The organism is Bartonella vinsonii subsp. vinsonii (assembly GCF_902825235.1).
In the GTDB taxonomy this organism is placed as follows: domain Bacteria; phylum Pseudomonadota; class Alphaproteobacteria; order Rhizobiales; family Rhizobiaceae; genus Bartonella; species Bartonella vinsonii.
Window position 1 is genome coordinate 526,720 of record NZ_CADEAJ010000001.1, and the last position, 13,354, is coordinate 540,073.

The 13,354-nt window shown below is 42.0% G+C and carries 12 protein-coding genes; 10 read left to right on the forward strand and 2 right to left on the reverse strand.

Going from position 1 to position 13,354, the window contains the following annotated elements; translation table 11 throughout:
* Nucleotides 1–82: 82 nt before the first annotated feature.
* The 5 genes from tolQ (at nucleotide 83) to J7R12_RS02250 (ending at nucleotide 5,995) form a co-directional block, all read left to right on the forward strand.
* Entirely contained in the window at nucleotides 83–796 is a 714-nt protein-coding gene (gene tolQ, locus J7R12_RS02230) for a protein TolQ (RefSeq protein ID WP_126601833.1), read from the forward strand.
* 12 nt (nucleotides 797–808) lie between these two features.
* A complete protein-coding gene (tolR, locus tag J7R12_RS02235; protein WP_126601831.1) occupies nucleotides 809–1,258 on the forward strand; it encodes a protein TolR in 450 nt (149 codons plus the stop codon).
* A gap of 87 nt (nucleotides 1,259–1,345) precedes the next feature.
* Nucleotides 1,346–2,785, forward strand: a complete 1,440-nt coding sequence (locus tag J7R12_RS02240; protein WP_208439027.1) for a cell envelope biogenesis protein TolA — start codon at nucleotides 1,346–1,348, stop codon at nucleotides 2,783–2,785.
* Between the two features lie 43 nt (nucleotides 2,786–2,828).
* Nucleotides 2,829–4,151 carry a Tol-Pal system beta propeller repeat protein TolB gene (tolB, locus tag J7R12_RS02245; protein ID WP_197721523.1) on the forward strand — a complete coding sequence of 441 codons (1,323 nt, stop codon included), beginning with the start codon at nucleotides 2,829–2,831 and terminating at the stop codon, nucleotides 4,149–4,151.
* A gap of 725 nt (nucleotides 4,152–4,876) precedes the next feature.
* Nucleotides 4,877–5,995: a phage major capsid protein gene (locus J7R12_RS02250; protein ID WP_126601825.1), complete on the forward strand. Its 1,119-nt coding sequence runs from the start codon at nucleotides 4,877–4,879 to the stop codon at nucleotides 5,993–5,995.
* A 169-nt stretch (nucleotides 5,996–6,164) separates the two neighbouring features.
* Here J7R12_RS02250 and J7R12_RS02255 read toward each other — a convergent pair whose 3' ends face one another.
* Nucleotides 6,165–6,536, reverse strand: coding sequence for a helix-turn-helix domain-containing protein (locus J7R12_RS02255; protein WP_126601823.1), 372 nt, complete (start codon nucleotides 6,534–6,536; stop codon nucleotides 6,165–6,167).
* Between the two features lie 526 nt (nucleotides 6,537–7,062).
* Here J7R12_RS02255 and J7R12_RS02260 point away from each other — a divergent pair.
* The gene (locus J7R12_RS02260; RefSeq protein WP_164713715.1) at nucleotides 7,063–7,236 is read left to right on the forward strand and encodes a hypothetical protein; all 174 of its coding nucleotides are present in this window, start codon (nucleotides 7,063–7,065) and stop codon (nucleotides 7,234–7,236) included.
* A 354-nt stretch (nucleotides 7,237–7,590) separates the two neighbouring features.
* On the opposite strand, the gene J7R12_RS02265 is transcribed toward J7R12_RS02260, so the two are convergent.
* A complete protein-coding gene (locus tag J7R12_RS02265; protein ID WP_126601821.1) occupies nucleotides 7,591–8,337 on the reverse strand; it encodes a YebC/PmpR family DNA-binding transcriptional regulator in 747 nt (248 codons plus the stop codon).
* 394 nt (nucleotides 8,338–8,731) lie between these two features.
* Here J7R12_RS02265 and J7R12_RS02270 point away from each other — a divergent pair, with 394 nt between their 5' ends.
* From J7R12_RS02270 to tilS, 4 genes are all read left to right on the forward strand, one after another.
* Nucleotides 8,732–9,430: a DUF1013 domain-containing protein gene (locus J7R12_RS02270; RefSeq protein WP_126601819.1), complete on the forward strand. Its 699-nt coding sequence runs from the start codon at nucleotides 8,732–8,734 to the stop codon at nucleotides 9,428–9,430.
* Nucleotides 9,431–9,626: 196 nt separating this feature from the next.
* Complete coding sequence (gene pal, locus J7R12_RS02275; protein ID WP_126601818.1) at nucleotides 9,627–10,145, forward strand: peptidoglycan-associated lipoprotein Pal; 519 nt, start codon at nucleotides 9,627–9,629, stop codon at nucleotides 10,143–10,145.
* A gap of 56 nt (nucleotides 10,146–10,201) precedes the next feature.
* Nucleotides 10,202–11,836 carry a tol-pal system YbgF family protein gene (locus J7R12_RS02280; RefSeq protein WP_208439028.1) on the forward strand — a complete coding sequence of 545 codons (1,635 nt, stop codon included), beginning with the start codon at nucleotides 10,202–10,204 and terminating at the stop codon, nucleotides 11,834–11,836.
* The gene (gene tilS / locus J7R12_RS02285; RefSeq protein WP_126601814.1) at nucleotides 11,826–13,325 is read left to right on the forward strand and encodes a tRNA lysidine(34) synthetase TilS; all 1,500 of its coding nucleotides are present in this window, start codon (nucleotides 11,826–11,828) and stop codon (nucleotides 13,323–13,325) included. Before J7R12_RS02280 ends, tilS begins: the two co-directional genes overlap by 11 nt.
* Nucleotides 13,326–13,354: the final 29 nt, after the last annotated feature.

Consider the following 13,354-nt stretch of genomic DNA (forward strand, 5'->3'; position numbering starts at 1 on the left):
AATTTTTTTTTGAAATTTAGAAACTATAAAACAATCTGCTTTATTAAATTTTTACAAATGAACCTTTAAGGGGACAAAAACGATGCCACATATAGAACTAACGAATCCAGAAATGATGGGAATGTTGCATTTGTTTATGCAAGCAAGTTGGATCGTTAAAGCTGTTATGATTGCACTGCTGCTCGCTTCTGTATGGAGTTGGGCAATTATTTTTGATAAAATCTTCACCTATCGGAGAATACGGCGTGAAATAAAACAATTTGAACGCGTATTTTGGTCTGGTAAGGCGCTAGAAGATCTTTATGCTGAATGTAAAAGTCAACGCACCAATAGCATCTCTGCTGTTTTTATGGCAGCAATGGTGGAATGGAAAAAATCCCTCGAAAAAGGAATTCATACATCGATAAGTCTGCAAAGTAGAATTGATAAGGCTATGGATCTCACGCTGGGGCGTGAAAGTGCAAAAATAGAATCAAAATTAGGTTTTTTAGCGACATTGGGATCGGCGGGACCTTTTATCGGTCTTTTTGGAACAGTCATTGGAATTATGAGTTCCTTTCTTTCTATTTCAGCTTCTCAAAACACATCATTGGCTATTGTTGCTCCAGGCATTGCCGAAGCACTTTTGGCCACGGCTATCGGTTTGTTTGCAGCAATTCCAGCGGTTATCGCCTATAACAAACTGGTCCATGAAAGTGCGCGGATCATTGCACAAATAGAAAATTTTGCTGATGAATTCTCAACCATTATCTCACGGCGTATTGATGAAACCCTCACAGCACATTCACCATTATAAGAGGAATACTCCATGGGAATTTCTGTTGCTTCTTCTTCAAAAAATACACGCAGGCGGCATCATTCACATCGTCAATTGATGAGTGAGATCAATGTGACACCATTTGTTGATGTCATGCTGGTGTTGTTGATTATTTTTATGGTTTCTGCGCCCCTTTTGGTCAATGGTGTTCCTCTTGATTTGCCGCGTAGTCAAGCTGGACCCGTGCAAACGCAAGAAACCCCTCTCACGGTTTCCCTTGATGCCCAAGGGCGCTTCGCCATTAATCAAGACTATTACGAGACAGCGGAAGCTCTCATTGCACAACTCAAAGCAAAATTGGAATCTGAGCCTGCACAAAAGAACAGGCGTCTTTTTGTACGTGCTGCTAAAACTGTTGAATATCAACAAGTGTTAAAACTACTCGCCGATATTCAAAAAGCAGGTTTTTCGCAAGTGGCTTTAGCCAGTTTGGCACAATAAGATGATGATGAACTGTCACATGTTGTACGTACAATACACCTTGCCTGTGAAGAAACAGGCAGTTTTAAAAAAATGCAAGGTATGGAGATGAACAAAGGCTCTTATCATAGTATGAAACGAGGCTTGACTTTATCCCTTGCGGGACATGTGTTTTTGCTTAGTTGGGCGGGGGCTCATTTCATCAGTCCTGTTTCTCTTCCACAGCAATTGGAAGCGATTCCGATTACTCTTGCTCCTTTAACGCAAGAGTTGTCTTCTCAACAAGGAGCAGTGAATGCCCCTGTGCGTGAAATTCCAGCAGTGAAACCAACCACCAAACCACAAGAAAAAGAAGTCGCGCGTCATTTTGGAGAAGGGATACTCGACAGTCTCGCACCCTTTAAACAGGATGAAAAACCACGGCTTATTGACGCAACACCTCCGCCATCAGGAGAAGAGAACCCGTTGGAAAATCCTTTACCAGAATTTACAGAGCAAGAAATATCACAGAAAAATACACAAACGCCTTCAAAAATAGAGGCGCCTTTGGAGACACCTCAAGAGGATGCTGCAGAGTTAAAACCAGAGGCGCCTTTGGAGACACCCCAAGAGGATGCTGCAGAGTTAAAACCAGAGGCGCCTTTGGAGACACCCCAAGAGGATGCTGCAGAGTTAAAACCAGAGGCGCCTTTGGAGACACCCCAAGAGGATGCTGCAGAGTTAAAGCCAGAGGCGCCTTTGGAGACACCTCAAGAGGGTGCTGCAGAGTTAAAGCCAGAGGCGCCTTTGGAGACACCTCAAGAGGGTGCTGCAGAGTTAAAGCCAGAGGCGCCTTTGGAGACACCTCAAGAGGATGCTGCAGAGTTAAAGCCAGAGGCGTCTTTAAAAACACCCCAAAATAAAGAGAAAACATTGCCGCAAGAGTCGGCTCCAACGATACCCCAAACATCTATAAAAGCAGCACAAGCACCCCAGAAAATTCCCCCCGTAACGCTGCCAGATAAGTTTCCTCTTCCACAATCCAAACCAAAATCACCCAAACAATCCACATCTCAAAGTGTGCAAGAAGTAAAAAAACAGCACCAGCAAGTAAAAGACCAAACAATTGAAGATATTTTGGTAAGTGAGGAAAGTAATCTGCTGAATCGTGCACGTACGCAAGGAGGGGGGGCAAAACACTCTAGATCACCAGAAGCTTTGGGAGCAAGAAAAAATATCGGTGATACCACAAAAATGGCACAAACATTGGTCAGTATTGCTGGGGGGTGCATTCAACAGAAGCTTAAACTTGTAGCGCTTGGTGGTGATTTAAAAAACCGTCCGGTTGTGCGTTTACGCTTTTACCTAAGCCGTCAAGGGATGGTTATGGGAGATCCCATTATTGATCCTTTAAGCGGTGCAGAAAGCCAGAAAGCCATTATGATAAGACAGGTGTATGCAGCTGTTTTTTCATGTCAACCTTATGCTGATCTTCCACGTGATCAATATGATTTGTGGGGGCAGGGCTTCGATTTTAATGTTGATCCCCTTCAAAAAATAACGCGATGAAATACAGATATGTTTTGTTCTTAATGAAAGGATACATTCCATGATGACTATAACGAGACATAATTTTTTTTCTTGGCTTATCGTCACTTGTTGTTTGGGGTTTTCAAGTTTTTCACCGGTTCATGCACAACTGAAAGGTACTATTTCTAGTGCTGACTTTAATCCTATTCCTATTGCTATTACGGATTTTATTTCTAATGATTCGATAGGGTTGAAAATAGCAGCTGTGGTTAAAGATGATCTTGAACGGTCAGGACTTTTTTTACCGCTTGATAAGGCGTCTTTTTTTGAAAGAATTATCAATCCTAACAGGCAACCGCGTTTTAAGTATTGGAAAAAAACAAAAGCGCAAGGGTTGGTTACTGGACAAGTGATAAGGGAAGTTGATGGCCGATTGAGAGTCGAGTTTCGTTTATGGGATGTCTTTGGACAACGACAACTCAAGGGACGGCGTTTTTATACTGCTATAGAACATTGGCGGCGTGTTGCACATATGATTGCCGATGAGATCTATAGTGAGATGACAGGGGAAAGCGGTTATTTCGATACGCGAATTGTTTTTATAGATGAAACGGGTCCCCAAGATGCACGTATTAAACGCTTAGCGATTATGGATCAAGATGGAGCAAATTTTGTCTATATTTCTGATGGGAGTGAGTTGGTTCTCACACCACGCTTTTCACCAAAGCGACAAGAAATTACCTATATGGCTTATCCCCATAATCAAGTGCCCCACGTTTATCTTCAACAAATTGAAAGGGGACAAAGAGAGTTGATAGGAACCTTTAACAATATGACAATTGCTCCCCGTTTTTCTTCTGATGGACAAAAAGTGATTATGAGTTTGTTGCAAAATGATGGGAGTGCAAATCTTTATACTATGGATTTACGTACCCGTACAATGACGCGGCTTACAACAACTTCGGCCATTGATACATCAGCCTCTTATTCACCCGATGGGACACAAATCGTCTTTTCCTCTGATCGCAGCGGAAAGCCGCAAATCTATACAATGAATGCGGATGGAAGCAATGTTCAGCGTATTTCCTCAAATGAAGGGAGCTATTCTACGCCCATTTGGTCACCACGGGGTGATTATATTGCTTTTACAAAACAATCAGAGGGACAATTTTCCATTGGTGTTATGCGCCCTGATGGACAAGGAGAAAGAATTTTAACGACAGGGTTTCACAATGAGGGACCAACTTGGGCTCCTAATGGGCGCGTGTTGATGTTCTTTCGTAAAAATCCGGGCATGGGTCCCAAACTTTATACCATTGATATTACTGGACGCAATGAACGCCAAGTCGATACGCCCAATGATGCTTCTGATCCAGCATGGTCGCCATTGCTTCATATGCAATAAAGGGAGCCGTTGAAGTAAAAACAAACAATGCGAAAGTCTATGCAAGTATCATCTCTCAAGTTGCAGAAAGGTGATTTATTGCATTTATAAGGGGGTGACCTGAAGCTCTTGTAAGCTTTACACTCCATTTGCTGTGGTTTGGTGGTGTTGGAGTTTCTTGGAATGCTTTTAGATAAAGGGGGGCTTTAACAGGTAATCTGAACTGCATGAAAAGCTTTAAGCGGGGGAGTATTTTGATGTGATTGATTGGGAGTTCTTTTGCTGTTTAAGCAAAAGGTGGAGGATGCGTAAAATGCATTGCTCTCCCGTTTTTTCGGTAATGTGCGTTTTTCTGCTTTAAAATTTTGCTAAAAGTTTTTTTAAACTGTTTGATTGATTACACTCTTATCGGTGGCTAATAGATGATGGAGCATGACTATCTTCACAATCAAGTTTGCTACTTTGCAGTTTTTTAATCAAGACAAAGACTTAAAAAACAAGACCCTTAACCTGTTTTTGGTTAAAATTTTGCTATTCGTGTTATAAGGCAAGATTAAGTGGATGTGTATATTAAAAATAGCAGTTATGTTTTAATTTAGTCTATTTATCAATAAGCTGAAATGTGGTGAATATTAAGATAAGTACAAAGAAATAGATAATGAACTTTTTCAAGAATTTTAATAAAAACTGTATTGGAAGTTATTGACAAAAAGTATCATTTGGAATTGAAGCGGGGGTATAATCTCATGAAATTAGCCACAAACAAGGAAATAATTAACAGCTGCTTTGCAGAGGACGTTAAGAATTACAATCGGCGTATTCCAGAAGGCTTAAAGGATTTCTATGAGGATAGGAAAGATTCGTTAATAAATGATGCTAAGCTTCAAGAGAAAATTTTGGAGTCTTTAATACAGGATATGTCGTTAACATCGGATGATTCCAATCCATTAAAGTTGTTTCTTGAACAAGACATTTCTTTTAGGGAGGCGCAAGGGGCGAGAGTTTTTAATACTATTAGAGGGGAGCATTGGATCCCTGTTAAAAGTGGAGAAGGCGTTGATCGATTGAAAGTAAATGATCCAGAAATTGAAGCATCATCTATACCGGAAAAACGAGAAGATAGATATACATTTACAATGACGTGTGAACAAAGAGAGCATGCTTTTAGAGAAGAGTATGGGCTGTACAGTCTTTTAGAAGATATCAGATCGTTCTTCCGAAAGCAGGATAATACTAAGAGTTACAATTGGTTAGAAAAGCTCATTGATAGTGCATTAAACAGTGAAGTTGCACCGTTGCGCGAAACACAAGAAATCTACATTCCAGACATTCGTAATCTTCGTTTAGATGAACAATCATATAAGCTTGCTATAAGCATCATTCAACAAGCAGTCAGAGGTCTTAAAGTTCCCTCACGTTTGTACAATGCTTGTTATTTTCAAAAAGCTTGTTCTTGGCGTGATCTTGTATTCATTTTTGGCATATTGGGCATGGATGATCAAGGTCTTAACGAAGTCATGAATATGTCGACAGTTTATGACGCTAAAAAGAGTTTTTTACAAGTACAAAATTTTGGTGAGAAAAATAGCGATGTTATTGGTCTTGCCATGTCAAAAAAAGCGATATCTATCGATGACTTAAAAATAACACGGCTGAGCGATTTTGATCCAATCAATTTGTGCATGAAGATCTTTTTTCATATTTCGCAATCGTCATTATTTCGTCCGTTTGAAACAATGATTGTCTTTAAAGCAGGGACTGATGATCAGATTGAAAAAACAATAAAAAGGTATGAGGGCGCCAATGACATGAAGTTAAAAGAAGAAGCAGAGAAAGAAGCTTTAAAAAGAGTAAAAGTGCTATAAAAAAGATAAATTGAGGCATTCAAAAGTCATTGGGAAATTATAAGTTACAACAAAAATGCAGCTTATTATCCTATCTGCCGTAAAACATCACTCTTTGAAGGTGTGTGCTGGTTTGAATTTGACTTAAGGGGGGATATGAATGGAATAATGTTAATTGTTATTCTTTTGCTTAATCAGACATCAACCACAAGATTGCTTTTTGTTTTTTAGATTTGAGCTCTCTAAAATTTTTTACAAGTACCTGTTCTTTTTCACTATAGGTTTCTTGATCGTGGTGTAAGAGAGTTTCTTTTGTGGGCATATCTTCTTTTGTAACAATGTCTGCATAAAAAAAGGTAATAGGGACTTCTAGGATGTTGGCGATTTCCAGCAAACATTTTGCGCTTACACGATTTAAGCCTTTTTCGTATTTTTGGATTTGTTGGAAACTGACACCTAAATGGCTCCCTAATTCTTTTTGGGAAAGCCCTATTGAAATGCGTCTGTGATGGATTCTTTTGCCTATCAAAATGTCGATAAAGTGTGGATTTTTAGTTGGCACTTCAAGCCCCCCTCCGGTTGCGAGCGCCCTCGCATTGGTATTCCGGGAGCCTGAAAGCACTGACCTCGAATCAGCATTTTGCTTTTAGTGCTCATCGCACCTGGACATAGCAAAATCTCCCGGAATCCCGGGACACCCACAAAAGTGGGTTCATTCTTATGTATCGAGGTTTCGGGCTTTCAGTTCCCTATTGATCGTCGCGTATACGACCAAACTCACCCTTTAAGTAGTAAAGTAATTTCAGGAAACTGGCAAGAGAAATCAAGAATTTTCTATTCTATTATGCCGTAAAACACTGCTCTTTGAGGGGGGAGTGAAGAGCTGGAATATTTATAGGGCTTGATTTGTTGAGCCTGATGAAGTGCTGTTGTTTGAGGAGGGGGCGTCTGAAGATTGTGAGAATATTAGGCAAAAAGCTGGGTTAGTTTACAGAATAGCGTGGGGTGATGAATCTTTTGTTTAGCTGTTTTCTGTAATGATGTAAAAGCGTAAAAACGGTTATCTGTAAAAGTGAAGCGGAGGATTTATGGGTGGAGGATTTATGGGCGGACGATTTATGGGCGGACGATTTATGGATTGTGCGTGTTTTTATCGTGGTGTGGAGTGGGGTGAGAGGATTGGGGGAGGTGAAGAGTGTGCAAACTGGAGGGAGAAGTTGGGAGGAAGAGTGCTGTTAAGTGCGTTGGCTAGAGAGAATTGACTGGAGAAGAGTGTGTGGGGGAGAATGGAGGATGAAGAGAGTGCGCATGGATTAAGAGGTGGTGGTGCGAAGGGATGAAGGATGGATGTTTGAGGGGTAGATACCCCCTTGGGATGGAAAAAGAATGAAAAGGGGGGGCTTGAAAAAATGAACAGGAGTTTTTGTATTTTTTGAAAGTGTTTTTTGAGCCTGTATGAGAGTACCCCACTCTTGAAGTGGGGCTTTGTTTATGTTGCAACCACAATGAAAGGCAATGACAGTTTTGTGAGCAGTGCAGAAGGTTTTCTGCACAAAAGAGCGTGCACAATCATTGTGGCATGCGGGATGATTGCATGGAGGATCATTGTAGAGAGACTAACCAGAGAGTTTTGCTAAAATCTCTTCGCTGACGTCAAAATTAGCATAAACATTTTGTACGTCATCATCTTCTTCTAATGTCGAAATAAGCCGTAAAACGGATAAAGCTTTTTCTTCATCTATTGGTGCAAGGGTGGAGGCTTTCCAAACGGTTTTGATTGATTCTGCTTCACCAAGTTTTGCTTCAAGCATTTTAGAAACTTCGCCAATATCTTCAAAGGCACAAGTAATATGGTGTCCTGTTTCTTCTGATTGTACATCTTCTGCACCAGCTTCTATCGCGGCATCCATTATGCTGTCTGCTGTTCCTGCTTCGGGCTTATAGATGATTTCACCAATTCGCTGAAACATGAAGCTTACAGAACCTGTTTCTCCCAAAGCTCCGCCTGATTTCGTGAAGGCAGCCCGTACATTTGAAGCGGTGCGGTTGCGGTTATCAGTTAAAGCTTCGACAATGACGGCAACACCCCCTGGGCCATATCCTTCGTAGCGCACTTCATCATAATGTTCGACATCGTTTCCTGAAGCTTTTTTAATGGCGCGTTCAATGTTGTCTTTCGGCATTGACTGGGCCTTGGCATTCTGAATGGCAAGCCTTAAGCGGGGGTTCATGGCTGGATCAGGTGCCCCTTGTTTGGCTGCAACTGTAATTTCGCGTGCAAGCTTAGAAAAAATTTTCGAGCGCATCGCATCTTGACGCCCCTTACGGTGCATAATGTTTTTAAATTGTGAATGGCCTGCCATAGTTTTCTTTCCAGTTTAAAGGCTTGTCTTTCCGTTGGGTTTCTCCTGACTTAAGGTGATTAAAGACCTCTTCTCTCAGAATAAATGTGCCGCAACAGAGGGTATAAGTGATCGAATAAACTCTTTATAAGAAAATTCACTTTAAAGGTAAAGATACTCTGTTGAGGATCATTACAAGACAGATGTCTTGTCGTTCATTAAAAATCAGGCTATAAAGAATATAATTTCATGGCAAAAATGGTTTAATCCCAAAATGGTTTACTCCATCTCTCGCTTTAAATTGAAGAGTGAGTGAAAACGCCTGACGTGTGAGAAAAAGTTCTAATGCTCCACAAGGAGCAATAACCTGCCTCAAGAACGCTATAAAGAGGCAAAGTGAGAGGATATTATAGAGATGGCAACGCAACTTTTGATGCCCAAAGCGACAGCTGTTTGGCTGGTTGATAACACAGCTCTTTCTTTTGATCAGATTGCAGAATTTTGTAAATTGCACGTGTTGGAAGTGAAAGCTATTGCCGATGGCGAAGCAGCCCATGGTATTAAAGGTCTCAATCCCATTAATTCTGGACAATTGACGCGCAGTGAAATTGCACGCGTGGAGGCTGATAAAAATGCACGCTTAAAAATTTCCGAGTCCAGAGTCCGCATTCCGGAAAAAAAACGGAAGGGCGCGCGTTATATTCCTCTTTCTCGACGTCAAGATCGTCCAAATGGTATCTTGTGGTTGGTGACAAACCACCCCGAGCTGAAAGATGCACAGATTGCACGGTTGATCGGAACAACAAAAGCAACTATTGAACAAATTCGTCATAGAACACATTGGAATAGCGCCAATTTGGTTTCTCTCGATCCCGTAGGGTTGGGGCTTTGTTCACAAATTGATTTGGATTTTGAACTCCAACGGGCTGCAAAAAATCGCCCTGCTTCTGTAGAGGGAGATCTGTCTTTGCTTCCAGCATCAGTGACAGAAAATCCTGTTTTCGATAAAGAACAACGTGAAGATGATCCTCACAAGACTTTTGATGCCGATAAGGTTTTTGCAAAACTGAATGCTTTGCAGAAAAACCAGCAAGATGACAATAAAGTAGAATGATAGACAAGACACTGTAAGCTTCTTGCACGTTGGGGATGAAAGACTGTGGATGAAGAAAAACAGCAAAATTTAAAAATGATGAATAGTTAAAGAATAAAAGAAAGTTTCTGTTTCATTAGGAATTAACAACTATTCTTGAAGCGCTGTTAAAAGAAGACATCTTTGTTCGTGCTTATTAATTAAGGAGAATCCATATATGCGCTCTACCAAAAATACACTCTTTCATCCCTTAGCTGTGGCTCTTTTTTTCTCATTGTCTTTAGTTGGTTGTGGCAAAAGACATGTGGGAGGACCAAGCGGTATGAACAGTTCTTATTTGAAGGATGGTTTTCATCAATCTTCTCCAGGTTCGGGGCAGGAATTTACTGTTAACGTTGGAGATCGCGTTTTCTTTAGTCTTGATTCTTCTTCAATCGAGCCTGATGCTGAACGTATTTTAATGCGCCAAGCAGAATGGTTGCTTCGTTATCCTTATCATTCTATTATGATTGAAGGCCATGCTGATGAGCGAGGGACGCGTGAATATAATTTGGCACTTGGACAGCGTCGTGCTGTTGCTGTGCGTAATTATTTGGTTTCTCTTGGCGTATCCGCACAACGAATTCAAACGATTTCTTATGGAAAAGAAAGACCTGTTGCGGTGTGTGATGATATTTCTTGTTGGAACCAAAATCGACGTGCTGTTACAACTCTTAATAACATGAACGGTAATTAGAATAGATGGTTTCTCTAAATTATTGGATTAGCTTTTGAGGGGAGAAAAATATGGAGATGTGTTGTAAGAAAAATTGGAAAACTCTCTTTTGTATGGCAGTTCTCATAGCCTGTTTTACTTCCTCTGCTCAAAGTGCCGCGCGAAAGGCTTCCCAATACTCTCCATCTGACAAGGCTGTTGAGGCGGAGAAAGAGGTTGCACCGGCTGCGGAGAAGGCTTCTGAGGCGGTGAAGGAAGTGGCGCCTGCTGCGGAGAAGGCTTCTGAGGTGGAGAAAGAGGTTGCGCCTGCTGCGGAGAAGGCTTCTGAGGCGGAGAAAGAGGTTGCACCTGCTGCGGAGAAGGCTTCTGAGGCGGAGAAAGAGGTTGCACCTGCTGCGGAGAAGGCTTCTGAGGCGGTGAAGGAAGTGGCACCGGCTGCGGAGAAAGCTTCTGAGGCGGAGAAAGAGGTTGCACCTGCTGCGGAGAAGGCTTCTGAGGCGGTGAAAGAGGTTGCGCCTGCTGCGGAAAAGGCTTCTGAGGCGGTGAAAGAGGTTGCGCCTGCTGCGGAAAAGGCTTCTGAGGCGGTGAAGGAAGTGGCGCCTGCTGCGGAGAAGGCTTCTGAGGCGGTGAAGGAAGTGGCACCTGCTGCGGAGAAGGCTTCTGAGGCGGTGAAGGAAGTGGCACCTGCTGCGGAGAAGGCTTCTGAGGTGGAGAAAGAGGTGGCACCTGCTGCGGAGAAGGCTTCTGAGGCGGTGGAAGAGGTTGCGCCTGCTGCGGAAAAGGCTTCTGAGGTGGAGAAAGCTTCTGAGGCGGTGAAGGAAGTGGCGCCTGCTGCGGATGAAGGTCCCTCTTTTCAGGGGATGATTCAAAGTCGAGAGTTTATTTTACAAAATCAGAAGGATTTCTTTAAAGATTATGATTTGGATAAACTCTTGCAAAGAATACGTACGGTGCTGGAGCATCATGATTTAAAAAATGTCGAAAAGCAATTTCACCAGCTTTTTGATAAAAAAGATTCTTCTGTTTATTCTTGTGCTGCTGAAAGCGCTGCTTTGGATGAAAACGTGCAGATTGCAAAGGAAGGAATGCTGCAGGAGCAGAACACAAAAGAGGTTCAAGACAGTGGTGCCAAAGACAGGATGACACATGTGGAGAACTATGAAAGCCGTTTGCAGGGAATCTATGGTCACGGGCAAAAAACAGATGAAAATCTGAAGGAAGAACATAAAGATGCAAAGGAAGCAGGAAAGCGTTTGGAGGAAAGCCGTTTAGAGAAGATTCATGAACAAGGAGAGCGCTTTGATTCCCATCATGGCGAAGATTCTTCGCTTCTTTCTGCCAAAGAATTGTATAAAAAAGGCTATAATTTACTTCTTTCTGCCAATTATGTTGATGCTGAAAAAGCTTTTTGTACTTTTCAACAGCACTATAAAAAAGATCCTTTGCGTGATGATGCTTTGTTTTGGTTGGCAGAAGCTTTGTTAGGACAAAAACGCTATCATGAAGCAGCACAAGTTTATCTTAACGCATGGTATACAGATAAAAAAGAGCTCTACTCCTCTGAGATTTTGCTGAAATTAGCAATCAGTATGGTTGCTCTTGATCAGAACAAAGAGGCTTGTACACTTGCTGCGAAACAATCAAAAGAAACGTTAGAGTCTATCTTTTGTAAACCGGTTAAAAGGAGCGGAGTCGGTCACGGTGGGCATTAGGCTAGCAGGAAATCTCTTTAAGCCATCGGATTTTATCCAATGTCAAAAGGTGATTCTTGCAGTTTCAGGAGGAAGTGATTCTCTGGCTTTACTGTTTTTGGTCAAAGACCATTTAAAGACCCTCTCTGTTCCTCCGGAAATCATTGCTGTTACCGTTGATCATCAATTGCGTAAAGAATCAGCTCGTGAAGCTTCCATTGTTGCGGAAATTTGTCGTTCCCATCACATTAAACATATCATTGTGCGGTGGGAAGGCAAAAAGCCAAAGACGCATCTCGCTTCAAGCGCCCGTATTGCGCGCTATAATCTCTTGTTTAAAGAAGCGCAAAAACAAGGTGCAACACTTATTATGACAGGGCATACGCTCAATGATCAGGCTGAGACCTATCAGATGCGCTCCCAGCGGCTTTCAAAAAATCTCAATGTTATGCAATATGGAGCCTTTGAGGGCGTGCAGGATGGGGGCTATGCTCGTAATACTGAGGGTGTTTTGCAGCGTGGGGCCTTTGGGGGGAGGGATGCTAGAGACAGTGGAGAAAATATTGCGCAAAAAAAATGTCTTCTTGCTGAAAATGATGGGTTAATCTATGCGCGTGGTTTATCCTGTATTCCGCGTGAGGCGTTGTTGCTTCGAAAAATACGCTTGATTCGTCCGCTCCTTGGTGTAAAGCGCGAAACATTACGGACTTATTTGCGTCTACAGGGAAAAACGTGGATTGATGATCCAACAAATGAAGATCTTAATTTTGAGCGGGTGCGGGTGCGTCATTCCCTTCATCCCAAAAAGCTTACCGGTATCGCCCAAAGGGTGCATGAGGCTACACTTAACCGTCGCCAACAAGCACAAATTGTTGCCAATTTGATTTTGGCTCTCGATATTGCTGTTGAATATGGACGGTGTTTTATTGCAAAGCCTGCGCCATTCTTACAACAACACCCAAGTTTTCCTTTTGTTGTTGGGCTCTTTGCCGTGTTAATGGGAGGGAGCTCTTATTTGCTTCCTGCTCAAAAATTGATCACTCTTGTCCAAAAGCTTTGTCTCAACTCTTCCCAAAAACAGCGTTTTACGCTGGCTGGATCTGTTATTGAATCTAACAAAAATGGAATTGCTCTTTGGCGTGAATCTCGAAACATGAAAGAGGCGGTTGTTGCACCCAGTGAAACTTTTTTATGGGATGGACGCTATCAGATTACCAATCATGGAACCGATGCTATAAAAGTTGGAGCGGCGAGCTTGGAACAGCTGAAAGCTTTACTGCAAAACAGCAATTTCGATCTTGAAAATCCCCATTTCCCTTCTTTACAGTCGCTGCTGATGCTCTCAAAGGACAAAGGGTGTGATATTCCAGAGTTGTCTTCTCAAGCTGTTTCTCATCAAAATGTGACTGTAAGGCGGATTATGGCTCCTTTTGATTGGCTGTTGTCGTGTGAAGATGCCACTCTTGTGCGTGTTGTGGAACCTTTTTTTAAGATTGAGGTGAAAAGATAAAGAAAAATCGCCCTAAAAGACAATAAACA

Coding starts and splice junctions, on each gene's coding strand:
- tolQ (WP_126601833.1), top strand. CDS start 83: ATGCCACATATAGAACTAACGAATCCAGAAATGATGGGAATGTTGCAT.
- tolR (WP_126601831.1), top strand. CDS start 809: ATGGGAATTTCTGTTGCTTCTTCTTCAAAAAATACACGCAGGCGGCAT.
- J7R12_RS02240 (WP_208439027.1), top strand. CDS start 1,346: ATGAACAAAGGCTCTTATCATAGTATGAAACGAGGCTTGACTTTATCC.
- tolB (WP_197721523.1), top strand. CDS start 2,829: ATGACTATAACGAGACATAATTTTTTTTCTTGGCTTATCGTCACTTGT.
- J7R12_RS02250 (WP_126601825.1), top strand. CDS start 4,877: ATGAAATTAGCCACAAACAAGGAAATAATTAACAGCTGCTTTGCAGAG.
- J7R12_RS02260 (WP_164713715.1), top strand. CDS start 7,063: ATGGGTGGAGGATTTATGGGCGGACGATTTATGGGCGGACGATTTATG.
- J7R12_RS02265 (WP_126601821.1), bottom strand. CDS start 8,337: ATGGCAGGCCATTCACAATTTAAAAACATTATGCACCGTAAGGGGCGT.
- J7R12_RS02270 (WP_126601819.1), top strand. CDS start 8,732: ATGGCAACGCAACTTTTGATGCCCAAAGCGACAGCTGTTTGGCTGGTT.
- pal (WP_126601818.1), top strand. CDS start 9,627: ATGCGCTCTACCAAAAATACACTCTTTCATCCCTTAGCTGTGGCTCTT.
- J7R12_RS02280 (WP_208439028.1), top strand. CDS start 10,202: ATGTGTTGTAAGAAAAATTGGAAAACTCTCTTTTGTATGGCAGTTCTC.